At 49.8% G+C, this 22,996-nt stretch carries 35 protein-coding genes, 1 tRNA gene and 2 pseudogenes; 19 read left to right on the forward strand and 19 right to left on the reverse strand.

Annotated elements, in window-relative coordinates; all coding sequences use genetic code 11:
- Positions 1 to 8: 8 nt before the first annotated feature.
- The 4 genes from NP77_RS07575 (at position 9) to NP77_RS07590 (ending at position 2,626) form a co-directional block, all read left to right on the forward strand.
- A complete protein-coding gene (locus NP77_RS07575) occupies positions 9 to 788 on the forward strand; it encodes an IclR family transcriptional regulator (RefSeq protein WP_039659610.1) in 780 nt (259 codons plus the stop codon).
- Positions 789 to 801: 13 nt separating this feature from the next.
- On the forward strand, positions 802 to 1,254 hold the full coding sequence (locus NP77_RS07580; RefSeq protein ID WP_039659611.1) for a universal stress protein: 453 nt from the start codon (positions 802 to 804) through the stop codon (positions 1,252 to 1,254).
- Between the two features lie 9 nt (positions 1,255 to 1,263).
- Positions 1,264 to 2,070: a hypothetical protein gene (locus tag NP77_RS07585; protein ID WP_039659612.1), complete on the forward strand. Its 807-nt coding sequence runs from the start codon at positions 1,264 to 1,266 to the stop codon at positions 2,068 to 2,070.
- 274 nt (positions 2,071 to 2,344) lie between these two features.
- Positions 2,345 to 2,626, forward strand: coding sequence for a lipoprotein (locus tag NP77_RS07590; protein ID WP_003848928.1), 282 nt, complete (start codon positions 2,345 to 2,347; stop codon positions 2,624 to 2,626).
- 75 nt (positions 2,627 to 2,701) lie between these two features.
- Here NP77_RS07590 and NP77_RS23635 read toward each other — a convergent pair whose 3' ends face one another.
- Positions 2,702 to 2,875: a hypothetical protein gene (locus tag NP77_RS23635; protein WP_008926513.1), complete on the reverse strand. Its 174-nt coding sequence runs from the start codon at positions 2,873 to 2,875 to the stop codon at positions 2,702 to 2,704.
- A 263-nt stretch (positions 2,876 to 3,138) separates the two neighbouring features.
- On the opposite strand from NP77_RS23635, the gene NP77_RS07595 reads away from it, so the two are divergent.
- Positions 3,139 to 4,014: an SMP-30/gluconolactonase/LRE family protein gene (locus tag NP77_RS07595; RefSeq protein ID WP_039659615.1), complete on the forward strand. Its 876-nt coding sequence runs from the start codon at positions 3,139 to 3,141 to the stop codon at positions 4,012 to 4,014.
- Between the two features lie 48 nt (positions 4,015 to 4,062).
- Here NP77_RS07595 and NP77_RS07600 read toward each other — a convergent pair whose 3' ends face one another.
- Complete coding sequence (locus NP77_RS07600; protein WP_008926511.1) at positions 4,063 to 5,289, reverse strand: MFS transporter; 1,227 nt, start codon at positions 5,287 to 5,289, stop codon at positions 4,063 to 4,065.
- 291 nt (positions 5,290 to 5,580) lie between these two features.
- Between NP77_RS07600 and NP77_RS07605 the strand changes: the two genes are divergently transcribed.
- Positions 5,581 to 5,814, forward strand: a complete 234-nt coding sequence (locus NP77_RS07605; protein WP_003848934.1) for a hypothetical protein — start codon at positions 5,581 to 5,583, stop codon at positions 5,812 to 5,814.
- Positions 5,815 to 5,850: 36 nt separating this feature from the next.
- Here the strand turns inward: NP77_RS07605 and NP77_RS07610 are convergent, their stop codons facing one another.
- Positions 5,851 to 6,750: a DMT family transporter gene (locus tag NP77_RS07610; RefSeq protein WP_039659618.1), complete on the reverse strand. Its 900-nt coding sequence runs from the start codon at positions 6,748 to 6,750 to the stop codon at positions 5,851 to 5,853.
- 177 nt (positions 6,751 to 6,927) lie between these two features.
- Here NP77_RS07610 and NP77_RS07615 point away from each other — a divergent pair, with 177 nt between their 5' ends.
- A complete protein-coding gene (locus tag NP77_RS07615) occupies positions 6,928 to 7,806 on the forward strand; it encodes a helix-turn-helix domain-containing protein (protein ID WP_039659619.1) in 879 nt (292 codons plus the stop codon).
- A 295-nt stretch (positions 7,807 to 8,101) separates the two neighbouring features.
- On the opposite strand, the gene NP77_RS07620 is transcribed toward NP77_RS07615, so the two are convergent.
- Positions 8,102 to 8,584: a type VI secretion system tube protein Hcp gene (locus NP77_RS07620; protein WP_008926507.1), complete on the reverse strand. Its 483-nt coding sequence runs from the start codon at positions 8,582 to 8,584 to the stop codon at positions 8,102 to 8,104.
- Positions 8,585 to 8,666: 82 nt separating this feature from the next.
- On the opposite strand from NP77_RS07620, the gene NP77_RS07625 reads away from it, so the two are divergent.
- Entirely contained in the window at positions 8,667 to 9,455 is a 789-nt protein-coding gene (locus NP77_RS07625) for a DUF4225 domain-containing protein (RefSeq protein WP_008926506.1), read from the forward strand.
- 1 nt (position 9,456) lies between these two features.
- Here NP77_RS07625 and NP77_RS07630 read toward each other — a convergent pair whose 3' ends face one another.
- Entirely contained in the window at positions 9,457 to 9,804 is a 348-nt protein-coding gene (locus NP77_RS07630) for a hypothetical protein (protein ID WP_008926505.1), read from the reverse strand.
- Between the two features lie 60 nt (positions 9,805 to 9,864).
- On the opposite strand from NP77_RS07630, the gene NP77_RS07635 reads away from it, so the two are divergent.
- The gene (locus NP77_RS07635) at positions 9,865 to 10,680 is read left to right on the forward strand and encodes a hypothetical protein (protein ID WP_008926504.1); all 816 of its coding nucleotides are present in this window, start codon (positions 9,865 to 9,867) and stop codon (positions 10,678 to 10,680) included.
- Between the two features lie 233 nt (positions 10,681 to 10,913).
- On the opposite strand, the gene NP77_RS07640 is transcribed toward NP77_RS07635, so the two are convergent.
- From NP77_RS07640 to NP77_RS07645, 3 genes and pseudogenes are all read right to left on the reverse strand, one after another.
- Positions 10,914 to 11,132, reverse strand: coding sequence for a hypothetical protein (locus tag NP77_RS07640; RefSeq protein WP_050540853.1), 219 nt, complete (start codon positions 11,130 to 11,132; stop codon positions 10,914 to 10,916).
- 296 nt (positions 11,133 to 11,428) lie between these two features.
- A pseudogene (locus NP77_RS23640) lies at positions 11,429 to 11,606 on the reverse strand (Arm DNA-binding domain-containing protein); the annotation flags it as partial.
- A gap of 169 nt (positions 11,607 to 11,775) precedes the next feature.
- Positions 11,776 to 11,850: transfer RNA gene (locus NP77_RS07645), tRNA-Arg, on the reverse strand.
- Between the two features lie 193 nt (positions 11,851 to 12,043).
- Here NP77_RS07645 and NP77_RS07650 point away from each other — a divergent pair.
- Entirely contained in the window at positions 12,044 to 13,213 is a 1,170-nt protein-coding gene (locus NP77_RS07650; protein ID WP_039659622.1) for a site-specific integrase, read from the forward strand.
- Here NP77_RS07650 and NP77_RS23790 read toward each other — a convergent pair.
- The 11 genes and pseudogenes from NP77_RS23790 to NP77_RS07700 form a co-directional block, all read right to left on the reverse strand.
- Complete coding sequence (locus NP77_RS23790; protein ID WP_369700123.1) at positions 13,197 to 13,364, reverse strand: helix-turn-helix transcriptional regulator; 168 nt, start codon at positions 13,362 to 13,364, stop codon at positions 13,197 to 13,199. The genes NP77_RS07650 and NP77_RS23790 overlap by 17 nt on opposite strands.
- A gap of 82 nt (positions 13,365 to 13,446) precedes the next feature.
- Positions 13,447 to 13,775: pseudogene (locus NP77_RS07655) on the reverse strand (hypothetical protein); the annotation flags it as partial.
- Positions 13,775 to 14,065: an antitoxin PHD gene (locus NP77_RS07660; protein WP_008926252.1), complete on the reverse strand. Its 291-nt coding sequence runs from the start codon at positions 14,063 to 14,065 to the stop codon at positions 13,775 to 13,777. The gene NP77_RS07660 and the pseudogene NP77_RS07655, both read right to left, overlap by 1 nt.
- Positions 14,065 to 14,304, reverse strand: coding sequence for a hypothetical protein (locus tag NP77_RS07665; RefSeq protein WP_008926253.1), 240 nt, complete (start codon positions 14,302 to 14,304; stop codon positions 14,065 to 14,067). Before NP77_RS07665 ends, NP77_RS07660 begins: the two co-directional genes overlap by 1 nt.
- Positions 14,304 to 14,822 (reverse strand): hypothetical protein, encoded by a 519-nt coding sequence (locus NP77_RS22600; protein WP_008926254.1) that lies wholly within the window; start codon positions 14,820 to 14,822, stop codon positions 14,304 to 14,306. Before NP77_RS22600 ends, NP77_RS07665 begins: the two co-directional genes overlap by 1 nt.
- The gene (locus NP77_RS07675; protein ID WP_039659626.1) at positions 14,822 to 15,514 is read right to left on the reverse strand and encodes a hypothetical protein; all 693 of its coding nucleotides are present in this window, start codon (positions 15,512 to 15,514) and stop codon (positions 14,822 to 14,824) included. Before NP77_RS07675 ends, NP77_RS22600 begins: the two co-directional genes overlap by 1 nt.
- Complete coding sequence (locus NP77_RS07680) at positions 15,511 to 15,852, reverse strand: hypothetical protein (protein ID WP_039659631.1); 342 nt, start codon at positions 15,850 to 15,852, stop codon at positions 15,511 to 15,513. The genes NP77_RS07675 and NP77_RS07680 overlap by 4 nt, the downstream gene beginning before the upstream one ends.
- Positions 15,849 to 16,262, reverse strand: coding sequence for a hypothetical protein (locus NP77_RS07685; RefSeq protein WP_039659633.1), 414 nt, complete (start codon positions 16,260 to 16,262; stop codon positions 15,849 to 15,851). The genes NP77_RS07680 and NP77_RS07685 overlap by 4 nt, the downstream gene beginning before the upstream one ends.
- Positions 16,259 to 16,702 (reverse strand): hypothetical protein, encoded by a 444-nt coding sequence (locus NP77_RS07690; RefSeq protein WP_039659635.1) that lies wholly within the window; start codon positions 16,700 to 16,702, stop codon positions 16,259 to 16,261. Before NP77_RS07690 ends, NP77_RS07685 begins: the two co-directional genes overlap by 4 nt.
- 10 nt (positions 16,703 to 16,712) lie before the next feature.
- Positions 16,713 to 16,871, reverse strand: a complete 159-nt coding sequence (locus NP77_RS07695) for a DUF1317 family protein (RefSeq protein WP_008925097.1) — start codon at positions 16,869 to 16,871, stop codon at positions 16,713 to 16,715.
- 726 nt (positions 16,872 to 17,597) lie between these two features.
- On the reverse strand, positions 17,598 to 18,296 hold the full coding sequence (locus NP77_RS07700; protein WP_082040834.1) for a LexA family transcriptional regulator: 699 nt from the start codon (positions 18,294 to 18,296) through the stop codon (positions 17,598 to 17,600).
- Between the two features lie 54 nt (positions 18,297 to 18,350).
- Here NP77_RS07700 and NP77_RS07705 point away from each other — a divergent pair, with 54 nt between their 5' ends.
- The 9 genes from NP77_RS07705 (at position 18,351) to NP77_RS07740 (ending at position 22,973) form a co-directional block, all read left to right on the forward strand.
- Entirely contained in the window at positions 18,351 to 18,548 is a 198-nt protein-coding gene (locus tag NP77_RS07705; RefSeq protein WP_039659639.1) for a Cro/CI family transcriptional regulator, read from the forward strand.
- Positions 18,549 to 18,573: 25 nt separating this feature from the next.
- Positions 18,574 to 19,110 (forward strand): YmfL family putative regulatory protein, encoded by a 537-nt coding sequence (locus NP77_RS07710; RefSeq protein ID WP_039659640.1) that lies wholly within the window; start codon positions 18,574 to 18,576, stop codon positions 19,108 to 19,110.
- Between the two features lie 288 nt (positions 19,111 to 19,398).
- Positions 19,399 to 19,581, forward strand: coding sequence for a DUF4222 domain-containing protein (locus NP77_RS07715; RefSeq protein ID WP_039659641.1), 183 nt, complete (start codon positions 19,399 to 19,401; stop codon positions 19,579 to 19,581).
- Complete coding sequence (locus NP77_RS07720) at positions 19,578 to 20,471, forward strand: conserved phage C-terminal domain-containing protein (RefSeq protein ID WP_039659644.1); 894 nt, start codon at positions 19,578 to 19,580, stop codon at positions 20,469 to 20,471. Before NP77_RS07715 ends, NP77_RS07720 begins: the two co-directional genes overlap by 4 nt.
- A 13-nt stretch (positions 20,472 to 20,484) precedes the next feature.
- On the forward strand, positions 20,485 to 20,919 hold the full coding sequence (locus tag NP77_RS07725; protein WP_039659645.1) for a PerC family transcriptional regulator: 435 nt from the start codon (positions 20,485 to 20,487) through the stop codon (positions 20,917 to 20,919).
- Positions 20,916 to 21,038, forward strand: coding sequence for a hypothetical protein (locus NP77_RS23940; protein ID WP_255351899.1), 123 nt, complete (start codon positions 20,916 to 20,918; stop codon positions 21,036 to 21,038). The genes NP77_RS07725 and NP77_RS23940 overlap by 4 nt, the downstream gene beginning before the upstream one ends.
- Positions 21,035 to 22,375, forward strand: a complete 1,341-nt coding sequence (locus tag NP77_RS07730; RefSeq protein ID WP_039659649.1) for a ParB/RepB/Spo0J family partition protein — start codon at positions 21,035 to 21,037, stop codon at positions 22,373 to 22,375. Before NP77_RS23940 ends, NP77_RS07730 begins: the two co-directional genes overlap by 4 nt.
- Entirely contained in the window at positions 22,372 to 22,611 is a 240-nt protein-coding gene (locus NP77_RS07735; RefSeq protein ID WP_039659650.1) for a hypothetical protein, read from the forward strand. Before NP77_RS07730 ends, NP77_RS07735 begins: the two co-directional genes overlap by 4 nt.
- Entirely contained in the window at positions 22,608 to 22,973 is a 366-nt protein-coding gene (locus tag NP77_RS07740) for a RusA family crossover junction endodeoxyribonuclease (RefSeq protein WP_039659653.1), read from the forward strand. Before NP77_RS07735 ends, NP77_RS07740 begins: the two co-directional genes overlap by 4 nt.
- Positions 22,974 to 22,996 lie beyond the last annotated feature (23 nt).

Raw genomic sequence — 22,996 nt, forward strand, 5'->3', positions numbered from 1 at the left:
ACGACGCTATGGCACATCAACCCTCCAGCCGCGAGGATGAAAAAACGGGCGGTATCCAGGTCATCGCCCGTGCGGCAAAAATTCTTAATGCGCTGGGCGAACAGCCGGGCGGCATGAGCCTTGGCGAGATCGCTCAGGCGGTGAAACTGCCCCGTTCAACGGTGCAGCGCATTGTCGCTGCGCTCGACAGCGCAGAGCTTGTGCGCAGCAGTGGGGCGGGCGGATTGCGTCTGGGACCTGCCCTGTTAAAACTGATCTCCAGTGTGCATACCGACGTGGTTGATCTGGTCAGTCCGCTACTGGAAAAACTCTCTTCGGATACTAATGAAACGGTCTCGCTGGCGCGCGCCAGCGGCAGCCAGCTGGCGATTATTCACCATGTCGTGGCGTCACGTGAACTTCGGGTTGTCCCGCATATGGGACTGAATCTGCCGCTCTACAGTACCTCCGGCGGACGGGCGTTGCTGGCACTGGAGTGTGAAAAAGATGTCCGGACGATTGTTGGCGATGCCTGGCAGGAGCTGACCGATCAGACGGTGAAAACATTGCCACAATTGCTACAACTTATCAGGGAAGTCCGCGAAACCGGTATCGCCGTGGATCGCGGTGAAACCCTGGAAGGGATCTCTACCATGGCGTTTGCGCTGGATACGCTGTTTGGTCGCTTTTCTGTCTCTTTACTGGTGCCCTCTGCTCGTTTTCTGCGACATGAAGCGCGTTTTCGTGACGAGATGCTGAAGTGTAAAGAGGCGCTGGTGCGTGAAATCGGCAAAGTTGCCGCGATTTAAGGATAAGCATCTGATGAAAACCCTGCTGATGGCCATAGACCACTCTCCGGTTGCCGGGAAAGTGGTTGCCTTGACGATTGAAGAAGCGCTGGCACATCGCGCCGAAGTGGTGGTGCTGTGCTGCGTCGATCCTGCCTACTCCTCCTGTAATCAGCCGATGGAAATCGATGCGGGTGAAGACCCGGCCGATTTTGTGGCAGCACAGGATGAGCAAAATACGGCGGAAATGGTGGTGCGTCATGCACTGGCACCGTTACTGCGCGCTGGCATTAATGCGCGTGGCGTGATCCTGGCGGGTGAGGCGGCAGATACCATTGTTGCCCAGTCACAACAGCTTAAGGCAAGCATGATTATCATGGGACGTCGCCACCTCTCTTCGTTTAACAGGTTATTAAAAGGCTCGGTCAGCGCAGCGGTGATTGAGCGTGCTCACTGCCCTGTGCTAATCGATGTGCGTAAGGATTAACCCCGCAGCATGAATTCTCTGCTTTTTATTACGCTGGCTGCGTTTGCATTGCTGGCGTTGATCGTTATTGTGCTGATCAAAACGACCCGACTGCGTTTGTGGCAGGGGCTGCTCATTTTTCTGCTGCCCCTGATCATGGCTAATCTGCTCTGGTTCAGCTGGGTCGCGCCGCATCAGTTGCAGGCAAGCCAGCATGAGCAGGCAGTAAATCAACTGGCAAAGATGCCAGGCTATCGCGTACTGCAAACGCAGGAACCCGCGCTCTGGTTATTGCTGACCCAGGAGCTGACCCGTCGAATCCGTGCAGGCGAGCCCGCTCTGCAGGCAACAGGTGAACTGCGTGGCTGGCTGATTGAGGTGGTCAACCAACGGCTGATGCGCGCAACGGATGCAGCGGTGGTTAACTATATCGGCGTCTCAGTAGAAGAGATGCGGGCGCTGAATCAAATCGATCCGGGCCTCTGCTTCCGTTTTCTCTATCCGCAGGTGAGTGGAGGAATTAATTTACAGACTACGCTACCGTCTTCGCTGAATCGCAAAGAAGCGGATGCCATGGAGCAGTTGCTGCTTAACAGCCCTCCGCCCGAAAAGCCCCTCGATAAGACGCAGGCGCAGGATGATCTGCAAAAGATCGTCGGACGCCTCTTTCTGAAATGGGGCGACAAACTGCAGCAGCTGAATATGCCAGCTGACACGGCAGTGGATCGCTCATCGCTGTGTGGCATGTCCATTGATCTCTACAGTGCCATTCTGGCATTACCTGACAAACGCGCCGCTAACCTGTTACGTAGAATGGTGGCAATGACGGGTCAGTAAGCGACCGCGGAATAGCGGGCAAAAAAAAGCCCGCTAAGCGCGGGCAGGGAAGAGAGAGGAACAGCTTTTTTATTTTTGGCATTTCCTGGTGTGGTGCAGTCTTCGTTTCGTCTTGTCTGAGTACATCCTGTCATTTCTGACACGATAGCGATAGCCGTTTAATCGTATTACATTAATCGGCAAAAGCTTCTCAATTTTTAATTTTCGCGCATAAATCCTATGGATGATCGACATGCTGCGTCATACACTGCGCGGCAACGTGAGGACAACAACTATGAAAAAACTAATTACCGGCGCAGTAGCGCTGATTTTGCTGAGTGGATGTACTGCCAGCAAACCCGGGGCATTCGAACGTGTTGATGAAGATCCGGATTCAAATACCGTTCAGTACCGTTTTGACCCGGCAAAGGTCAATCGTGACGCAATGGATATTGATCTGGCGAATTACTGCAGCAGTAAAGGATTTGATAAGGTCGAAGCGCTGCCTGCCGAGGAGAGTCATATTCCGGGACTGAAGAAAGCGTGGTTCCAGTGTAATTACGCATTGAAAAGTTAAATAAAACGGGCGGGATAAATATCCCGCCCTTAAAATGTAATGCTTTTATTTTATGCTGTGTGACATCTTTGCCCGTCAGTGGCGATAGTAACCGCCATGATACCCTTCGTGATAACCTCCATAGTAGCCTCCATGATATCCGCCGCCACCACCGCGATGCCAGCCATTGTCGTGTCGTGGGCTGATGATACAACCACTTAATAACGTCATCAGTGCAACGACAGAAGCGACTTTAATTAATCTCTTCATCGGAAGCTTCTCCTCTTTTCCAATGACTACGACACTACGCCGGAAAAGTGGAGTGAAGATGCAGGCTTTGTAGAGTTATTTAAGAAGATATGACGGAATATTTCAAAATGCTGAATTATGCAGCAAGGGGAATTAAAAACATCGGAATGAACTGAATAATTAATACTATCAAAGAGAATAGTCTCAAAATCAAGCGAAAATAATTCTCATTTGAAAGTTTTTACCACTACATTATTAGCATGTCAGTTCAATGGGAGAGAAACATGCCGCATGACGTTAAAAATATTCTGGCTTTACAGGCAGAGCTGGGCGAATGCCCGCTCTGGTCAGTGGAGGAGCAGATGCTCTACTGTGTCGATATCCTGGCACCGGCCATTCACCGTTTTAATCCAGTCAGCGGCGAGCTGCAAACCTTCCCTCAGGCGGAAGAGGTGGGATGTATTGGGCTGCGTGAGCAGGGCGGGATAATAGCGGCACTGCGCGGCGGTGTCTGGCTGCTGGATGCGCAGGGTAAGCCGGAGAAAAAGGTCGCAGAGAATCCCGGTATCGCTGCGCACAGTCGCTTTAATGATGGCCGCGTTGATCCCTGGGGTAACTTCTGGTGCGGCAGCCTGTGGGAACCGCAGGACAAAAACGGCGGCCTGCTGTGCCGTGTGACGCCTGACCTGAAGCTGGAGGTGAAGGCGCGCGACATTAAAATTTCCAACGGGCTGGCATTTTCTCCTGACCGACGCTGGATGTATCACAGCGACACGCCGAATGAGGCGCTCTATCGCTATCCGCTGAATGAGCAGGGCGAACCGGGTGAGCGCACGCTGTTCCGTCGTTTCGACGCTAAGGGCGGGCTACCGGATGGCGCTGCTGTAGACAGTGAAGGATTTTACTGGTCTGCACAGTTTGATGGCGGACGCGTGGTACGTATCGATCCGCAGACCAGCGAAATCGTCGATGAGATCCTGCTGCCGGTGAAGTGGCCAACCATGGTGGCCTTTGGCGGTGCCGATCTTAAAACGCTGTTCATTACCAGTTCACGTGAAGATCGCACGGAAGAGGAGCTGGCACGCTATCCGCAGTCCGGCGATATCTTTGCAGTAGACCTGGCGGTGGCGGGAATGGCAGAGCCGCGATTCCGCGGTTAAACGACTACGGGCCGCTTAATTGCGGCCCGTAATCATTGTCAGTAAGCGTTAATGGCGTTGCAACACCGGTTCTGCTGTGATGGAACTCTGAGGTAAGCGGATAGTGAGTGACAGGAACAGCGAGATGACCAGCAGCGTCATAATCAGGCTGAAGGTGACGGTGAAACCACCAAACAGTGAGGCGACCAGTGAACCCAGCACGCTACCGATACCAAAGCCGAGATAGAGCAGACCGTAATTTTTAGTCAGGTTGTTGAGCCCGAAGAAGTCACTCACCAGCGATGGGAACACTGTGATAGTGCCGCCAAAGCTGAAGGCGACACAGGCGAGTGACAGGAAGAAGGTCATCTCATTCATCCGGGTAAACAGCAGCACGCTCATTCCGATCAGAGACACAATTTGCGCCAGTGAAATGACTCTGATGCGCATCATTTTGTCAGAGAGCACACCCAGTACCAGACGACCGCTCAGGTTGGCAATCGCGATCACTGTTACTGCGCTGGCAGCTGTCTGCGTGGAAAGATGCACCATGCCTTCGCCGATATCCTTGGCAACGCCTATCACATAGAGGCCGCTCATACAGGCGGTCAGGAACATCAGCGCCAGCATCCAGTACTGCGGCAGACGTACCGACTGTGCCAGCGTGTAATCCCGCGTATGTTGCTGACCTTTAGTTGAGGTTCCGATCTGCTGCAGTGGTGCTTCACGCATCAGCAGCGCACCGAGAATAATCATCGACATCGCCAGCACGCCCCAGATCATGAAGGTCTGTTCCAGACCCACCGTCGCCAGCAGCGCCCCGCAAATAAATTTAAATCCCAGGCTGCCCAGACCGTATGCCCCAATCGCACAGGCAGAGATCATTCCTTTGCGCTCAGGGAACCACTTCACGCAGTTAGACAACGTCATCAGGTAACCTGCGCCATCGGCCAGACCGACCAGCAAGCCGGCACTGAAATAGAGCATCATCAGGTTATTTGCGTGAGCGGTGAGCCAGAAACCCAGTGCCATCAGTACACCTGCACCGATAGTGACGCGGCGTACACCAAAACGTTCCTGTAATTTACCGGCCAGCGAAGAGGCGATAGCCAGACCTAAACTCAGCAGGCCGAAAGAAAAAGCGACCTGACTGACGGGGGCATCCAGCTTCTGTGACAGCTGGCCATTAAACAAACTCCATGTGTAGACTGACCCCAGCGCGAACTGAGTGATGACCGTGCCGAACAATGTAAGCCAGCGGGAACGCTGGTAAGAAGCCTGTTGAGTCTGGTTCATGATTTTTCTCTCCCGTCCGGGAATCTGGAAACTGCGGTCAGAATAAAGCCGTGCTTCGCGTGCGTGTGTAATAAAGGCATGAATAGAACGGATCAGGGAATGAAATGCTCTTCAGAGGGTATGAACGGCATCGTCACAGGTGCAGCGACGGGGCGTAACGGGAAAAGTAACCAATACGGCATCATGATGTGTAAGCGTAATTAGCCGTAAGATAATGTTTCATTTCGCTGTTTCTGTGAGCGGGTTTCCAGATTATTTGCCAGACTTACAACTCACTTAACAGGAGGAAATATGAAAGACCGGACATATGAATCCAATAGCAGTGAGGATGACGTTTGCTGCATCATCGGTCAGGCGGTGATTGAACTCAGTACAGAACAGCAGCCTGTGACTAAATCGACCCTGGCATTGAAACTGCTGTCCATGGCCGATCGTGATAGTGACGATGAGCGTGTTCTGCTTTACTGGATTGCGCGTAAAGCGATCAATCAACCACAGAAACTTCTTCAGCAGCAGTCGGCGTAACGCCCATCCGGACGCGGGCCTTAGCCCGCCTCGATGTCAGATAATGACCCGGCGACGGCTTGCCGGCCAGGGGGCAAACATCACGACATTGCCCAGCAAAATCATGACAAGGCCAGGGATGGCGCTGGCATGCCATTCGTACCCTTCGTATCGGGTGGAAAGTGCCAGTGCAACCAGCGGAAACAGGACAGTTGTATATGCAGCACGACTGGCTCCGATGCGACCGACCAGCGTAAAGTAGGCACCAAACCCTATCACCGACCCTACCAGAGCCAGATAAGTTAAGGCTCCCACCCACTGGGTATTCCATGCTGGCTGCAGCGAAATCCCCTGTGCCAGCGAGACAAGGGCCATCGCAACCGCACCGTATAACATGCCGTAACTGTTGGTTGTCAGCACATCGCGTTGCAGACGCTGATGTCGTTGACTGATCATATTGCCGAATGAAAATCCCAGGGTGCCCAGTGCACTCAATCCAATGCCCCATATCAATTCTGCCGAGGCCTGCGTGCTGCGCAGATCGTGCCAGAACAGGGCAACAATGCCTGCCATCCCCAGCACTACCGCCGGAATCAGACGTGCAGAGGGGCGCTGACGGAAGAATACCCAGCTATTAATGGCGTTATACATGACAGCCATTGAGAAAATCACTGACTCCAGTCCGCTGCTGATATAGCCGGACGCGTAATAGAAACAGACAAAGTTGAAGCCAAAGACACAACAGCCCTGCAGCATACAAAAGAGATGATCCTGCAGTGTCAGTCTGTGCAGCCGTTTTATCAGCGTAAGCAGCAATAGCATGACCAGTGAAGCCAGCAAAAACCGCCAGAACACCGCGACGACCACGGCGTTATCGCCCGCAGACTGTTGCGCGTAAATCGCGATCCAGGTCGTGCCCCAGATAAGTACAACAGAAAGATACAAAAACAGGTTCATGCCAGATTCTCCGATCTAAACCGTTGATTCTGCATCTGCACTGCGTTCTGGTCTTGCAGGGCATTGCGCCGGATTTGCAAAATCTTGCGCATTTTTATCCTCCGTCCCAATGTGACCTGTTCTCTGTCCCTTACAATCCGTAAACTGATCTTCTGTTTTATCTGAACTGATACTTTGATGCGTACCTACCAGACCTTTGAAATGCTGCAACGTCACAAAGCGCAACTGCGTGACCATGTGCATCTTAATAGTGGCATTCAGCTGGCAGCCTGGTTCAACAGCGGCGATCGCGTCACCAACCTCAGCGATCATCACACCCTGAGCCTTTATGTCGCGGGCGGCTACGATACCTGGCATAAAACCCCACACGGCTGGCGTAATGGTGGCGCACCGGATCGCTTCTGTCTGATGCCGGCAGGCACGGAATCAACCTGGGATCTGCGAGCCGATCTCGCCTTTGTTCATCTCTATTGCAGCGAAAACCAGCTGCGGCAGCTGGCCGAACGGGTCTGGGACCGCAGCCCGGCGCAGTTAAATCTGCATGAAAAAATCTTTTCCACTGATGACCGCATTACCCAGCTTTATCGGCACTTTCTTCTGAGCAGTGACTGGCAACAGCCCGCAAGCCAGCTGATGCTGAGCAGTGCATCCACACTGCTTCTGACCCATCTATTGCAGCACTACAGCGAAGTCAGGTGGCAACTGCCACAGGTGCGTGGCGGACTGGCGCCGGCGGTATTACGACGTGTTCTGGAATTTATTGAAACCCATCTCGACCAGCCTTTAACTCTGGCGGTGCTGGCGCAGGAAGCGGCATTAAGTGAGTTTCACTTTGCCCGTATGTTCCGTCACACCACGGGCGAAGCGCCACACCAGTTTGTGATGCGCCGTCGTATGGAGCGCGCACGGACGTTGCTTGAGCGACCTGACCTGACGCTGACCGACATTGCTTTTCAGTGTGGATTCCACTCTTCAGCACACTTCAGTCATCGTTTTCGTCAGGTTTATGGCATGACGCCTTCGGCGTGCCGACGGGGAAGTTGTCAAAATTTCTAAACTTGCCGCTATAGATACTGATTTCAAGCCACACTGAATAACCAGCCCTGGATTACCATTTAGCCAGTCGGCAATGATCCTTCAGAGCATTAAAACTTTTTTGAGTTCTGGCTTAACATATGAGTCTTAATTTTCATTAATGCTTCATGAATGTGTCAAGAGTGTCTAATCGGATTAAGAGTTATACTTTGAGAAACATTCTTATGGGCAGATAAAATATGAAGGTGCCAATCTTGATGGACACCTTAAATAAAAAGCTTCGGAACATGTTAAACCATCTAATGTTCTTGAGACATTACAGTTCTTTGTTACCTTTAATATCCCACCCTGACTGAGTTTCAGCGCCTTTGCCGCCACTCGCAGACTGTTCCCAATACTGTGTTCTGACTTTTGATGCCTGGAACTGATATGAGACTCCGATAAGGTCACGATTTGTAGTGCCATTGAAAACCACATTAGTGATAAGGACGTCTTCAAGCGTAATGCGACAGTACTCAATCTGGCTGCCTCCGGCTTTACATACTGAAAGCTCAACTTTGGCGACATGTTTGCCGTTGGATACGTAGCGCATTATCGCTGGCGTAGCTTTGTCAATAAGTGCCTGAACCGACAGGTCCCGGTACTGAACTTTTCCTGCGCCACCACCGCCTCCAGCAGACATATTCCCTGGTTGGTTTGCACCCCAGGTGAAAGATTCAATAGCAATCCAGCCTTTATGGTTACTATCCAGTGATTCGCCTGTGATGCCATCGATTTTTAAGAAGATGTCTGTACTCATAGCTGGTCCTTTTGCTTTCCCTGTGTAAGGGAATCTGATTAAATAAACTTAACGATACGTATAATGACATAAAGGCACAGTCATGGACTACTGGAAACCAGACCGATTCAAGGATTACTTTCTGACTATGGCTAATGCTGAAGCTAATCAGCTGCTTAGTACGTCAAATCACTTATCTTTGATTCACCTGTCTGAGGGTTACAACAGGATTCAGTTTCAGGACGAAGTGAAGATTTTCGTTAATGCTCAGATTGATACGATTCGAACAGGTGCCAGCGATGATGAATGCCAGCAATGCATTCAAAACCTGAAAGAAGAACATCGTAATCTCATGAGACAAGATCAACTTCTTCGTACTGGTCAGGCGGCATTGCATGCTTCAGTAAAATTCGTTCAGCAAGGTGATATCTGGGGATATATTATCGATGGTGTGGGGGTAGTACTGAGTGGATTACAGGTGGTGGCTGGGTTTGGAGTTATGGCCGCTTCAGCTGCAACCGGAAATATAATAGGGGTTGGTTTTGGTGCGATGCTCACGCTTCATGGCGTGAATGGCGTTCAGGAAGGTGTAATGAATGTTATTACAGGAAAAAATGACGCCCAGGGATTCTTGAAAGATGGTTACATTGGAGCAGCCAGGTTCTTGGGTTTTGATCAAAAAACAGGTGAAATTGCCTACAGCAGTATGGATCTTGCTCTTTCGGCCTATGGCATGTTCAGGCTGATAAGAAAACCTCAAACATTTCGACTTTTTTACTACGTAAACTCCGACTTCGTTAGGGGTATCAAAGATATGAGCCGCTTTGAATTAGGAGTGGAAATATATAATGACTATTCGGCTCTGAAATCAATTTACGATAATAAAAAATAAATCACTTTTTTCTCGTGTACCGGAATGATTTGTAGCCTAACTTCATGGGTGTGAAAATGTAAAAAATAGGAGCTATGATTAGCATTGTGATTGAGTATGAGGTAACAGCGAGGCTATCCTTGTACATAAGCGTGTATATCCAGACTATAGCAAGAATGGCTACAAGGACCATTGAAGCAATAAAACGTATGCTAAGCTCTTTAAGTAAAGCCGGGTAAGTCGTTCCACTTTTTTCAGCTTGCATTCTTAAAGCCGCAATATCTTTCGCATTGAAACCGTTTTCAGCAAGTTTTTCTTCAATTTCAAAAATGTTCATATCATCACCAAATTGTAGATTTATATTGATCATAACTCACATTGCTAATAATTTACCAGAAAAAATTATATTGTCATTCAAAAGGAAATGAAAGTGTTAGAGGACTCAAAATTAATTTATCCGCATTTTTCAATTATACACTATTCCCCAACGTGGATTGATGAGAGCAGGACTACTGAATTAGCTTTGGAATGGCAGAGTTCACTAGTGTCTTTTTTTATAACTCAACCTCACCGTAAACAAGAGGCCTTTTTGATCGGAAGCGGTTTTATATATCTATTAGGTGACCATATACCTTGTATTGTTACTGCTTCCCATGTAATTAAAGAGATGCAAAAAAGTGAATTGTCGTTCATATCGATTGACGGAAATAAATTTAAGTTCGAGCATCTGGAAGTATTTTTTAATGATGAACAAGATTACGCTATTATTCCTATGTCTGAAAAAATCATGAAGGCTATACCAAATAGCGTTCTTTTTGATACTAAAGTTAACAACGATTTTTTTGAGAAAACATCTTCATTTGTGATCATGGGATATCCATCAAAAGTTAATAAGTTACATAAAATGCACCCTGAGAAAGGCTTGTCGCCTTTTAATATTAATTTTCACAACTTTTTTTATGAAAGAAAAACCGAAGATATTTATTTCCATTTTATTGCTGGCGGAAAAGAAAAAAACATCTGTTTTGAGGATGCCAGTACTAATAAAACCGTTACTTCGCTTGCAGGTATGAGTGGAAGCGTGATTGCTCAGTTGATAATTAATAAATTGGACGGTGGAGTTTCTTTAAAAGCTATTGGTATATTCAAAGAACATCGACCTAAAAGAGGTAATTTTCTGGTAGGTTCTACCTTGATTGATTTTGCTGATAATCTTAATTCATACTTAAATGATGATGATGCTTAGATAGGGTTTGGGCAAATATAATTCTTATACCTTCTCGCACAGTTAAGTAGAGTTGCAAAAGCTCACTCATTAATTTGTGTAAATTAATAGTGAATGTTATTCACCCCTCAAGCAATCCTGATAATGGTGTGAATGATTTGTTTTTTTGATATATTTTCTGGCGCTGCAATTGAATAAAATAGCTTTCCTTCGGGATTTTTCTAAGAATTTCTATTGTAGATTGATGCGTTAGGTTACGGTGACACTTTCCAGTTACCATCGTTTTTAATGAATTTAAATTCAGCTACAGTTTGCTTCTCGCCCATCATGGGTAGTTTTATATCAGTATCCACTTTGCAAAGGTATTTCCCTTTTTCCTCTGACTCCTTACAGGAAACCTTATCAGCTTGGTTTAGAGTCGTGAGCATGTCTTTGCTATTCTCACCGAATCGCTGTCTGGTTTGTGCGCTCAATGTTGTCCTGCATAGCTTTCTGGATTTCGGAAGAGGAGGGTTTGCTGTCGCAGCCGGTAAGCAAAACTGCTAAAGACAGGGCTGCAACTGTTGAAAATCTATTCATTTTTAATTCCTTATATGATTTTGGTGCTCATTATTTTGCTATGGATTTGTTGAGGATCTGGTCGAAAATTTCACACCACTGCTTTAACTGCATTTCCTTATCGCGGATCCCGCGTTGATGGGGATGTCCTCATGTGGCTTATGAAGACATTACTAACATCGCGGCGTGTTTATCAACGGGGAGCAGGTCAAACCTCAGGATAAACACCGAGAGCAAGAATCTTTTGTTTGCTGCCAAAGCGATACTGAAAACGCCAGTATTTGGAACCGTGTGGGGGTAATAAAAAGATGCATACCATTACCGTCTGTCATTTTGACCGGCTTCACAGCAGCCTTAGCATTTCTTACCTTTAACTCAGTGAGCGGCATAGTAAAAATCTCCGGCTAATGGTATCTGCATTATCGAACCAAACATACTAACAATTATACCAACATAACACTGTGGATTTTGTGAGCCTGCTGGAGACGCAGGTAGACTATAGAATTGAAATAACTTACTGAATGGAATGGATAAAGTTGACGTTGAGAGACAGGCATATGGTGTCCCCTGCAGGAATCGAACCTGCAACTAGCCCTTAGGAGGGGCTCGTTATATCCATTTAACTAAGAGGACGTTGTTCGCGGAGGTTTTGAAGTTGTTCCGACGGTTCGCATCCTATCGTAAAACCTCAGATTTTTACAAGCTTTATGCTCTATTTTGTTTCGCTAGGTTTCCCGCTATTCACCTTTAACATTGCTTCGTTCACTTGCCATTGAGTACACATTGAGTACAGAATGCTTTCAAAGTGTGTGTACAGGAAATCATAGTGGCGCTGAGTGACACCAAATTAAGAAGCATCAACGGCAAAGCTTACAATGGCCCGGCAGAGCTAACTGACGGCGACGGCTTGAGCGTTCGCATCACTCCATCGGGAACGATTACATTTCAGCACCGCTACCGCTGGAATGGAAAGCCTGTTCGTCTCACTGTTGGTCGCTACCCATCAACATCATTGAAAGATGCGCGAATTGCCGTTGGTGAGATGCGTGGATTGTACATGAAGGGGGTTAACCCAAAAACCTATTTTGCCGGAAGCACCGGTGAGCTGACACTGAAAGAGTGTCTCGATAACTGGTGGGAAAAATACGTTAAAGGGCTCAAGCACAACACTCAAGTGCTGTACAAATCGGTTGTGTACAACACAATGTACAGCGAATTTGAGGATGTTCCCGTTGCAAACATCCCTGTATCAGCCTGGGTGCAGTTTTTTGATAAACAAGAAAAGCTGAACAAGAAGAAAGCCCGCGTTCTGTTGCTTCAACTCCGGTCAGTCATTCACTGGTGCATCAGCCGCCAGCTGATACCCTCATGCGAAATCACAAAACTCAGTGTTAAAAATATTGGTAAGAAGCCAGACGTTGGTGATCGCGTTCTGACCTACAGTGAGTTAGCAAAAATATGGGTGGCGCTTGAGAACAGTAAGATCTTCACGTCCAACAGGTTGCTTCATCAGATGCTGTTGCTCTGGGGGGCTCGCTTGTCTGAGCTTCGCTTGGCTAACGCTGCTGAATTTAATACCACCGATTGGATATGGACCACACCATCCGAACATTCAAAGATGGGCAACATCATCAGGCGTCCTATCTTTGAGCAAATGAAGCCCATGGTGGAGCGCCTGCTAAATAGTGGGAATAAGGTTTTGTTTCCGGGGCAGGAGCTTGATAAAGCCATTGATCGCTCTTCATCGAATCTGTATATGCGGAAGCTGAGAGAGACGATTGATATCCCTGAATGGCGCACCCACGATTTCCGCCGTTCTTTGGTGACAAACTTATCAAGCGAGGGAGTCATGCCCCATGTCACTGAGAAAATGCTGGGGCATGAACTTGGAGGTGTCATGGCTGTGTACAACAAACACGACTGGCTGGAAGATCAAAGAAAGGCATATGAGCTGTACGCAGATAAAATATTCTGGCACGTTAAACAGCTCGGTTAATCCCGCCATCACAAATCCACTTCTCAACCGCTCTGCGGCTATACCGCGCCGGATGGGTTAGCACTGGCGCTGGAAAGCCATGTTGCTTGCGCAGCCGCCAGAGCGCCGTTCTCGCTTTACCAATTTCGGCCATAACCTCTTTTTCACTCATAAAGTCGTGGTGCATTTTGTTCTCCACACATTCCTGCTGCATCAGGCTTGTTAGCCGTGACAGGTCTCGGCGTATCGATATTTAATTTAAGTTTGTGCCAGCCGCTGGTGGTCCAGCACGCCGCTTCACCCTGGCAGGGGCATGACTTCACCGGCAGCTGCTCTTTGCACTTCCCGCACTGCTGGTGGGCCAGCTCTCTAAGCTGCTGGCCAGCTCAGCGGCATCCTTTCGGATTAACAGCGCTATGTACTCGTTCAGCTCATACGGTTCACGACCGGGGCGGCGTGCGGCGCAGTTCTGCTCCAGCATCTCCACTTCCTGACTATCCAGCGCCAGCTCCAGCTTTTTACCACCGGCAGCGGCCTGCCTGGCACGCTGCGCTGCTTTGCGTTCGGCGGGGGATTTAGGCATTAATTATCACCTCTGCAAATAGGGCATGAGTTGTCAGCCATCGAATATGGAAAGCTGCTATCCAGCTCATCGCACCATTGAAGATGTTCGTAACACCAGAACGGCTCCCACGGCATCCGGTAATACTTCATCTGGCAGGTAATGAGGTATGGAACGGGAATCGGCGGCATTTCCTCTGGATAAAGCTTGTCATTCAGCTCACGCTCTGCGCGGTCCAGAAGCTTTTTCAGCGCCTGATTATCCTTTTCCAACTCGATGGCCTTGGCCTGCAAATCAGACTTAGTAGCCATCAGTCGTCATCCTCATCCCAATCGTCATCTTCCTCTTCGTCATCACCACCAAAGGCTAAGAGTGGATTGGTAGCAGCCAGCATCTGACTGGCCGCGCCACGGCGCTGAAGTCGGCGCAATGCCTCCGACAGCTCAAACGCCTCTACGCGATCCGGTCCCAAATCCAGCGAAGCAGCGTAACTGTATGCCTGACTAACAAGCGCCTGTAAGCCTTCACTGATTTCCTGTTTAGTCGCCATCACTCCACCTCCGACGCTGCTGCCTGAAAATGATCAATGCCTTTTGACCAAATTTCTTTGATGGTGGTCCAGTCAACAGGGATGCTCTTGGTCCAGCTGCCGTCACCACTGCAATCAACACAACCTTCGCCAAAGCACTCGTGGCATACGAGGTTATATTCCAGATTAAACTCGCCTAATAGCGCGGCCTTTGCGCCGTTCTCTGCGGTCAGCGTGCGCGGAACCATAACGAAGCCATCAGGCACTGATGGCGCGGCAACGGGCGGCGCAGGGTAACTAATCCAGCGGTCGTCAGGATGGCAGCTGTCGTAAGCCGCTTTGCTTACATCAAGGTTTATATCCTCAGCGTAACTGGTGTTGTATTCAGGCTCAGCCGTCAGAGCCGCCAGAGTGATTTCCATCAGCTCGACCATGTAACGCATGTTGGGATTCGATTCTGATGCCGCTTTCCAGCGCTTAATCTCAATCCGGCACAGGCCAGCAAAGACTGCTCTATCTTCTTCCGTATATGCCTGCATCACTCCACCTCCACGCGCTTAAACTCAATGACCCACACCCACGGGTTAGCCTGCCAGCTGTCATCGCCGTATATGGATTGCCACAGTCGCTGGAATGCCACCCCAGCGGTAGCGAAATCGCTTTTGGGCGTCAGGTATGTGCCAGGGTAATCAGGTAGCAAATCGCCAGCTGGTGGAACACCCTCAGCCTTTGCATCTTCTTCACTTATATCCTGCAACCGCTCCACACGAACGCCGGTAATCTCCAGCGTTATGCGGGAAGCCCAGCGCGGCATGTGGATTGATGGCACTATTTTTCCTTCACCACCACGATACCGATAAAGATCGACCCACCGACCAGAGTCAAGAGGGTGAGCTTTAACAGGTATTTCGTTGCCCTCAGCCGGATAGCTAACAACATCTAAACCTGACTCATGCTCTACGGCCTGACACGTCTCACGCACCCACAGGCGATCACCATTCTCACCGAACGGGCAAGAGAACAGCGCGGAGCGACGAGGGTTAACGAACACGCCTGGCTCAGCCCAGCACCACTTACCAATTTCGCTGCGCTTGGTTGAGTCGATGATAAAGCGCGATTCAAATCCTGCTGAGTCCGGCTGAACACGCATAATGCGGCGCGTCTGCGTCTTTCTGCCGTCGAGAACTGCACGAACCATGTCTGCGTTAAAGATGATTGGGCGCTCTTTCATGATGGCTCTCCTGCGCGGACAGCTTCAAAAGCCCCGTTAGATAGCAAGCATGGAACGCCCTCTTCATCATAAATCACGCTATTCAGCGAGTCTGACCATGCAATCTGACATTTCATCCTCTGGTTTTTGCTGCGGTCTGTGAAACGAATATGAACCCACTCGTGAGGCAATTTAACCGGCTGCGCGGTTAGGGCAGTTTCTGGTTTATCCATTGCATCCAGCAGAATTTCGAAAGCAGCAACTATCCCTGCTTCCGGTACGTCGTCCTCATGATCACGATATGCATCAATCGCTTCGCAGACTGCGCGAAGGGTTAAACCGTATGGGTATTTTTTCATGATGGCTCACCCATGCATTCCAGATACAGCCCGTTGGCAATCAGTCGGGCGCGACGTTTAGCTGCTTCACTGTGGCGCTTCTTTGCCTCTTCAGAGCAGTCATTCCTGTGGTTGATCACCAGTGGCTTGCGTGGTTGGCGAGCAACACGGCGCGGATTTCTGACCAGGGTGTAAGTGCGGTCAATAGAGCCACCACCCAGACAGACCTGATTCGTGCCTTCGACCTGCAGCGTTTCACCACCGCGGCGCATTATGTGGAGAACTAAACGGTTGAACTCACTCAGGGTCATACCGAGACGCTCTGCCAGCTCTCGGCCCGTTGCCGGGCCTTTTGATAACTGCCAGGCTAACTTTTCACTGAATCCGGCATTAGCCCCGGTACTGCGCCGGAATTGGGCGACCTTTTTCATGACACCACCTGCAGCGTTACAGTTCGTGTGCGGAGCAAATCCATTTCCAGCTGCGAAATGATATTGATCGCATGTGAGATACCCGGCTGCTGGTGGTTACCCAGCGTTGTTACAGCCCGGCGTGCTTCCCCAAGTGCTTCACCGCGTAGGGTGCGAATCCATTGATCACAAGCTGGGGTCGCAAGCGCCACGTTCAGATCATCAATCAGGGTCATATCAGCGTCTGCTGCCTGTAGTGCTGAAATGGTGTCAGGCAGCACGCTGTTAATACGCAGCACCTCCGCAGCCATCAGGTCTGCGCGAACAGTGGCAACGTCGAGGCGTGATGCAAGTTCAATAACTAATTTCGCCATGTCCATCACAGAGGTTTCTTTGCCGATGTTCTTAGCGAACTGGTGGCCAGCAGCGACAACTTCTTTATTCGATTTGAAGTGATGCATGTCATCGCCCTCAGTGAATGGTGATGGTGCTGTTAAGGCGCTCAGCTTCGTTCTGCGCCTTAATGGGATTAGTGATTACCGAGCCATCAGGCATAACCCAGCCGTTGAGAATATGGCTGTAGGGCAGGGTGATAATGCCAACGGTAATATGGTCGTTAGGCTTTTCCATGAAACTCTCCACACACGATTTTGGGTTGCATGAATCCCTTGCCAGTGACGGCAATAAAAAACTTTTGGGATTCGTTTAAGTTGGCTGGTGAGCTACTGCAATAACCCACAGCCCGATTACTCCACACACTTGAAAGGTTGCTGCGGTGCCGGGTGCCTCCCGGTGCTCTGGTCAGACTGACAAACCTCAGAGCGGAAACTCTTAGACTGTATGCAATCTTTGTCAGTCTTCCGCGTGCGCTAGCCGCATTCACCACAACGAAAAGGACACTTACTCCACGTCTCTAAAGCGTTCGAAAACACCCGCTTTGCAAATGCCCTTATCGTTGTGAAAAAGGGCGGTTTAACCAAAAAATTTTTAGTAACCGCCAACACAGCAATTCCGTACTTTTAAAACGCTGGACCCCGAACTACGTTTTCAACATCACACTGCACACTCACCACTCCTGCATCACCACAGCAGATCACATCGGCATCCGGGAAGAGGCGCAGAAAGGTAACTAAGTCCTTTACCGATGTGTTCGACATGTTCTTAATCATCTTCATTTCCGCCTCTTCAGAGAGAGCTAAATACCAAATCGTAAGAGGGGATTAACACTGGCACCCCTTTGTTGGATATAATGTAGGATAGCCAACAATAAGGTGTCAAGTGTCTTTGTAGGAAACCCTACATTTAGGGCGAAAAAAAACCGGATGGGTATCCGGCTTAGTTTTTATGAGGGAGGAATTAGAATTCCATGATGACTTGTTTTACCACTCCGACGATCCGGCAGTTCCCATCACATTCAATGGTTTTGTAATTTGGGTTGAGAGGAACAAGGTAGCGGTGAGGGAAGTCCTCAACAAACTTTTTCAGGGTAGCTTCTGACCCGCCATCAATATGAGCAACAACAATTTTCCCATTGATTGCGGCAACATCATGAATTTCAGGCTCAACGATGACAATCGAATCTTCAGGAATGGTTGGATTACCGTGTGGATTCGTCATTGAGTCACCACGAACCCTCAGTGCAAACGCCTTATCAGAGACCGATGCAGTGGTGTAGAGCCACATTATTGCCTCATTGCGGGTTAACCCAGGGTCAGTAGCTGTCCAGCTGCCAGCCTGTACCCATGAAATTAAAGGCACCTCTTTTGCACTGACTTGAACAGGTCTTAGTAATGGGCTTGATATGGATTCTCCTTTCCCACTAACCAACCAGGTAGGATCGCATTTAAGCGCGTCCGCGAGTGCCTGAAGGTTAGCCCCGTTTGGCTGGTAATCGTCCTTCTCCCAGCCTGTAACAGTCACGCGATTAACACCGGCCTTTTCTGCCAGTGCTTGTTGCGTGAGATTAAGTTCTTTCCGCTTAAGACGGATGCGTTCACCCATATTCATCATGTAGGCGATCCTACCAAAATCGTAGGTAAGAATCTTGACATTCATATGTTGGATATCCTACATTGTGTGTCACGCCAACCCATTAAAGGAATTGCTCTCATGAGGAAGCAGGACGTTATCAAATTTTTTGGAGGGGTATGTAAAACCGCAGCAGTTTTGGGAATTAAACATCCGTCAGTTTCTGAGTGGCCGGAAGTTATTCCTGAGGGTCGTGCATACCAGATCGAAAAAATCACCAAAGGCAAACTGCGCTTCGATGCGTCTTTGTACCAAAAAGATACAGGCCAGGCGGCCTGACTGTAACTACCGAAGGAAAAGAGAAATGGTAGACACAATCAACACAGCAATTCGACTGATGTGCAAGGCACATAAAGCGGGTCGTTTAGGTATGGCTGATGACTTAGGCATGACCATCGATCAGTTTCACAACCACATGTATCGCAAGTGTGGCAGTCGCTTCTTCACTCTGGATGAACTCATGAAGATGGAAGAGTTATCCGGCACGGCATGCCTGGCAGACTTTTTCGCAACGCGTCATGGAAAGCTGCTGGTGGATGTGTCGGCAGTGAAAGAGGTGGATAAGGTCGATCTGTATGACATCGAGATGAAGGCAAGCGCAGCAGCTGGTGAGTTGGCCATAGCAAAGATTGCCGCAGCATCTGACGGTGTGATCGACAGCAAAGAGCGTAAAACCCTGTCCGCGCTGTTCCACACCAAAATGCGTCACCAGATTCACGGCTTCCTGGGTTTTATGGCGCTGTATGGCGTCGGTGTTGCTGAGCATTCGGTGGATATGTTTGTGGCGAACGGCAGGAAAATCGATGCATCAGGTATGCAAATTGAAGTGCAGGACATTTGAAAATGAAAAAGTTTTTAAGCCCCAAAAAAGTGACACCCGCAGGATTGCAGTCCCCGGGTGTCTGTCGCGATTTTATCAACGTGTGTGGAGAATCAATCGCATGTCCATTGTAAGCCAAAATAGAGCGGTTGGGCAATTCCGTTGCCGCGTAATCGCTGGCGTCCGTGTCTATGAGCAAATCATACCGGTCACTGGTGGCCCTAACAACTACCAGCCAACCACGCGTTTGGTAGTTGAGTCCGCCTGGAAGAATTTCTATAGCCGACCGGCGCAGTCGAGGGTGAGCTGATGGAAAACGAGATCATTAAACCCTGGGTGGAGCGATTTAAGGACAATCGCGGCGTGGTGGTAGAGACCGTTGGTGTTGACGTGGTTAATCACCGCGTAATTTACATGCGTCCCAACTATCCACATCCCTGCATGCAGCCCCGCGCTTTGTTCAGCCAGAAGTTCAGGAAGGTGACGTTATGAGTTTGTTGCTGAAGGTTAAGCCATTGGTCATCAGCCCCGAACTGGCGCAGCGTATTGGCCTCAATGAAGCCATCGTGCTGCAGCAGATTTGTTACTGGCTGGAAGACACCACTTCAGGCGTTGAGCATGCAGGCCGTCGCTGGGTTTATAACACTATCGAAGAGTGGACTAATCAGTTTCCGTTCTGGTCTGAGAAGACTGTGAAAAGGGCGCTCACGTCGTTAAAGGCGCATGGACTCATTTATGTCGAGCAGCTGAAGAAAACACAGCATGATCGTACTAATTTTTATTCGATTAACCACTCAAACCCTCTGCTGGCCGATGGGGACAAATTGACCCCATCGAAGAAGACAAATTGTCCTCATCGAGAAGGGCAATCTGTCCCTATGGATAAGGTCAACTTGTCCCAATCCATAGGGTCAACTTGTCCCACTCTTACAGAGATTACAACAGAGAATACTACAGAGATTACAACAACCCCTTCTTGTCAGGTTGCGTCGCAACCAGACGATGAGTGGTCAATTATCAATCGCTCTCGTCAAGTTTTACGCCACCTGAACAAAATCACCGGCGCAAAGCACACCGAAGCGCAGTCGTCGATGGGTCACATTAAGTCCCGCCTGAAAGACTCGTTCACGGTGGAAGAGCTTTGTCTGGTGGTGGAATACAAACACGCGCACTGGGAAGGCACCGAGGAGTACCAGTACATGCGTCCCAAAACGCTGTTCATCCCCGGCAACCTGCCTGGCTATCTCCAGTCAGCGACCAAATGGGACAAGGCCGGACGCCCACCACGCTCTGAGTGGAATGCTCTGAAGCGCAACATGCAGCGGGATATCACCGTCATTCCGCAGCCTGACAGCTCAGTGCCTCACGGCTTTCGCGGTTAACGGGGGATAAATCATGATCAACCACGAATCAAAAATTCTTGAACTGATTACCCGTAACGGCCCGCTAAAGGTCCGCGACCTCTGCAAGCTAACCGGCCTGCATGAGACGTCAGTTAAGCGCTTTATCAAACCGCTGTTCACTAAGGGTCGTCTAAAGCGTGCCAGCGACTGGAGCTACTCGATCAACACCGACCCGTTGCCGGTTGAGAGCGAGAGATACAGCCAAAAGGCGAAGCAGGCCGCCGAACTGGAAAGCAAAGGGTTCTGGCTGCGTGCAGCACAGGTATGGCGTGAGGCGATGATGGTGGCGAAGTTCGACATCTCACGCAATGAAGCCAAAGAAAACTGCGACCGCTGCGCCGTGAAGGGATCATTCAACTGCGGCAGCTATGGCGGACTTGATACCGGCCGCATCATTTCAGCCTGTTTGAACAGGGATTTGTTATGAGAGCGCACCTGAAAAGCCACTACGAACGCAACGAGATTTTCTATCAGGCCATCCGCACAGCAGTAGTGATGATTGCCGCACTGATTTTTTTCCTGACATGGGAGCTGACCACAGCATGAGTACTTTAGCGCGCATTTACGACGATAAGAAAAACAGCGACACCGATATCACCACCCGTAAAACCTACCTGCTGGGCGTTGATGAGCTGTATGTCGAAACTAATTACAACATTCGTGATATTGACCAGACCCATGTCGAGGAATTCCGGGACGCCTTTATCGCTGGTGAGCATGTGCCGCCGCTGGCTGTTAAGGTCACGGAAAAGGGCATCAAGATTATCGACGGCCATCACCGGTATTACGGTGCGAAGCTGGCACAGGAAGCAGGCTACACGCTGCGCCTTGAGTGTAAGGACTTCGTGGGTAGTGAAGCTGACAGCGTGGCTTTCATGGTCACCAGCAGTCAGGGCCGCGCCCTGTTGCCGCTGGAACGTGCAGCAGCCTATCAGCGTCTGGTTAACCAAGGCTTAGAGCCAGCGGAGATTGCCGCCAAGGTGAAACGTTCGATCACCGACGTTGAACAGCATCTGCAGCTGCTGACCGTTGGCGAACCGCTGATTGAGATGGTGAAGTCCGGCGAAGTAGCCGCGACGACCGCAGTAGCCCTGCAGCGTGAGCATGGCGTGAAAGCATCTTCGGTAGCTCAGGAGCAGATGCAGAAGGCGAAAGCAGCGGGTAAGAAGAAGCTGACCAAGACCGATGCTATGCCGCAATTCAGCGCCGCCCAGGCACGCAAGCTGGTAGAGCTGATTGCTAAGCATTGCCAGACCGAGCAGGGCGAGGAAGGGTCTCGCATCACGCTGACGTTTGAAACTGACCTGCAGGCGGCTGAGCTGATGGACATTGTTCTGATCGCTAAAGAGCACTACGGCGTCACCCAATCAGTTAGTGAGCAACCTGCACCGGCCAAAACAGAGAACAGTGATGGTGATGACCTGCCACTGCTTAAGCACGAAATCCTTGAGCAAAGCGGTGTTGAGGTTTGGGCCTGCGTTATTGCCGCGTTCAAAATGAAAGCTGAGTACACCTACAGCGAATCCAAGTGGGCGCATACATGGGCGGCAGACTCTGTTGAGAACCCTACCTGTGTGACAGTGCCGGCAGAGACGATTGCCAGCGCCGTTCGTCTCATCAAACAGCATCAGGACGATCTTGAACTGAAGTTATGGCTGTCAGAGCAGCACGATGATTCAGACGTTGCCACTGAGCAACTGATGCGCTTCTCATCGGTATTGTCAGAGATTCGCCTGGACAAGCCATGCACGGTTCAGGAGTTTATCGCGCTGGTGGAGCAGACCGACCGTGATTGCTGGTCAAACATCCGCATGCTGCGTCAGGCAGTTCGTGAAGTGGTTGGTCAGATGACCATTCCCGGAATCGGGGAGGATGCAGCATGAGTTACGGATATCAGCCGGTTAAACCTGTAGCACGATATCGGGTAGTGATGGATGGTAAAGGAAAGCTGATTGTGCAGGAGCGCCAATCTTTGTGGCGCAGGCTTTTTTGTGGACTGTACTGCCCCGTCAGTCAGCCACTTAAAGACCTTGTCACCTGTGATGAATTTGTTGCACGGAAAAAGCTTGAGGAAGCGGGTAAGACAAATGCCGGGTTAGTGGTTAAGGAGTATCGATGAAGTTAACGCTACCATTCCCGCCAAGCGTTAACACGTACTGGCGTAACACCAGAAAGGGAGTATTGATCAGCGCCTCCGGGCGCTGTTTCCGCTCCAACGCATTTGCCGCCGTTCTTCAGCAGCTCAAACGCCGCCCGCAGCCGATTACAGTGAACGTGGAGGTAAGCGTGCTGCTGTTCCCGCCAGACAAGCGCCAGCGCGACCTTGATAACTACCTCAAAGCCCTCTTCGACAGCCTCACACATGCCGGTATATGGGGCGATGACAGGCAGATTAAGCGATTCACTGTAGAGTGGGGACCGGTAACCAAAGGCGGTAAATCTGAGGTGATAATCAGCGAGTTTCAGCCGGTGGCGGCATAGGTCCGCAACTGGTTACATGACCA

Source organism: Pantoea sp. MBLJ3 (assembly GCF_000816655.1).
Lineage (GTDB): Bacteria > Pseudomonadota > Gammaproteobacteria > Enterobacterales > Enterobacteriaceae > Pantoea > Pantoea eucalypti.

Excerpts from the sequence above, each read along its gene's own strand:
- NP77_RS07575 (WP_039659610.1), top strand. The coding sequence starts at position 9 with ATGGCACATCAACCCTCCAGCCGCGAGGATGAAAAAACGGGCGGTATC.
- NP77_RS07580 (WP_039659611.1), top strand. The coding sequence starts at position 802 with ATGAAAACCCTGCTGATGGCCATAGACCACTCTCCGGTTGCCGGGAAA.
- NP77_RS07585 (WP_039659612.1), top strand. The coding sequence starts at position 1,264 with ATGAATTCTCTGCTTTTTATTACGCTGGCTGCGTTTGCATTGCTGGCG.
- NP77_RS07590 (WP_003848928.1), top strand. The coding sequence starts at position 2,345 with ATGAAAAAACTAATTACCGGCGCAGTAGCGCTGATTTTGCTGAGTGGA.
- NP77_RS23635 (WP_008926513.1), bottom strand. The coding sequence starts at position 2,875 with ATGAAGAGATTAATTAAAGTCGCTTCTGTCGTTGCACTGATGACGTTA.
- NP77_RS07595 (WP_039659615.1), top strand. The coding sequence starts at position 3,139 with ATGCCGCATGACGTTAAAAATATTCTGGCTTTACAGGCAGAGCTGGGC.
- NP77_RS07600 (WP_008926511.1), bottom strand. The coding sequence starts at position 5,289 with ATGAACCAGACTCAACAGGCTTCTTACCAGCGTTCCCGCTGGCTTACA.
- NP77_RS07605 (WP_003848934.1), top strand. The coding sequence starts at position 5,581 with ATGAAAGACCGGACATATGAATCCAATAGCAGTGAGGATGACGTTTGC.
- NP77_RS07610 (WP_039659618.1), bottom strand. The coding sequence starts at position 6,750 with ATGAACCTGTTTTTGTATCTTTCTGTTGTACTTATCTGGGGCACGACC.
- NP77_RS07615 (WP_039659619.1), top strand. The coding sequence starts at position 6,928 with ATGCGTACCTACCAGACCTTTGAAATGCTGCAACGTCACAAAGCGCAA.
- NP77_RS07620 (WP_008926507.1), bottom strand. The coding sequence starts at position 8,584 with ATGAGTACAGACATCTTCTTAAAAATCGATGGCATCACAGGCGAATCA.
- NP77_RS07625 (WP_008926506.1), top strand. The coding sequence starts at position 8,667 with ATGGACTACTGGAAACCAGACCGATTCAAGGATTACTTTCTGACTATG.
- NP77_RS07630 (WP_008926505.1), bottom strand. The coding sequence starts at position 9,804 with ATGATCAATATAAATCTACAATTTGGTGATGATATGAACATTTTTGAA.
- NP77_RS23790 (WP_369700123.1), bottom strand. The coding sequence starts at position 13,364 with ATGAGTGAAAAAGAGGTTATGGCCGAAATTGGTAAAGCGAGAACGGCG.
- NP77_RS07660 (WP_008926252.1), bottom strand. The coding sequence starts at position 14,065 with ATGGCTACTAAGTCTGATTTGCAGGCCAAGGCCATCGAGTTGGAAAAG.
- NP77_RS07665 (WP_008926253.1), bottom strand. The coding sequence starts at position 14,304 with ATGGCGACTAAACAGGAAATCAGTGAAGGCTTACAGGCGCTTGTTAGT.
- NP77_RS22600 (WP_008926254.1), bottom strand. The coding sequence starts at position 14,822 with ATGCAGGCATATACGGAAGAAGATAGAGCAGTCTTTGCTGGCCTGTGC.
- NP77_RS07675 (WP_039659626.1), bottom strand. The coding sequence starts at position 15,514 with ATGAAAGAGCGCCCAATCATCTTTAACGCAGACATGGTTCGTGCAGTT.
- NP77_RS07680 (WP_039659631.1), bottom strand. The coding sequence starts at position 15,852 with ATGAAAAAATACCCATACGGTTTAACCCTTCGCGCAGTCTGCGAAGCG.
- NP77_RS07685 (WP_039659633.1), bottom strand. The coding sequence starts at position 16,262 with ATGAAAAAGGTCGCCCAATTCCGGCGCAGTACCGGGGCTAATGCCGGA.
- NP77_RS07690 (WP_039659635.1), bottom strand. The coding sequence starts at position 16,702 with ATGCATCACTTCAAATCGAATAAAGAAGTTGTCGCTGCTGGCCACCAG.
- NP77_RS07695 (WP_008925097.1), bottom strand. The coding sequence starts at position 16,871 with ATGGAAAAGCCTAACGACCATATTACCGTTGGCATTATCACCCTGCCC.
- NP77_RS07700 (WP_082040834.1), bottom strand. The coding sequence starts at position 18,296 with ATGAATGTCAAGATTCTTACCTACGATTTTGGTAGGATCGCCTACATG.
- NP77_RS07705 (WP_039659639.1), top strand. The coding sequence starts at position 18,351 with ATGAGGAAGCAGGACGTTATCAAATTTTTTGGAGGGGTATGTAAAACC.
- NP77_RS07710 (WP_039659640.1), top strand. The coding sequence starts at position 18,574 with ATGGTAGACACAATCAACACAGCAATTCGACTGATGTGCAAGGCACAT.
- NP77_RS07715 (WP_039659641.1), top strand. The coding sequence starts at position 19,399 with ATGGAAAACGAGATCATTAAACCCTGGGTGGAGCGATTTAAGGACAAT.
- NP77_RS07720 (WP_039659644.1), top strand. The coding sequence starts at position 19,578 with ATGAGTTTGTTGCTGAAGGTTAAGCCATTGGTCATCAGCCCCGAACTG.
- NP77_RS07725 (WP_039659645.1), top strand. The coding sequence starts at position 20,485 with ATGATCAACCACGAATCAAAAATTCTTGAACTGATTACCCGTAACGGC.
- NP77_RS23940 (WP_255351899.1), top strand. The coding sequence starts at position 20,916 with ATGAGAGCGCACCTGAAAAGCCACTACGAACGCAACGAGATTTTCTAT.
- NP77_RS07730 (WP_039659649.1), top strand. The coding sequence starts at position 21,035 with ATGAGTACTTTAGCGCGCATTTACGACGATAAGAAAAACAGCGACACC.
- NP77_RS07735 (WP_039659650.1), top strand. The coding sequence starts at position 22,372 with ATGAGTTACGGATATCAGCCGGTTAAACCTGTAGCACGATATCGGGTA.
- NP77_RS07740 (WP_039659653.1), top strand. The coding sequence starts at position 22,608 with ATGAAGTTAACGCTACCATTCCCGCCAAGCGTTAACACGTACTGGCGT.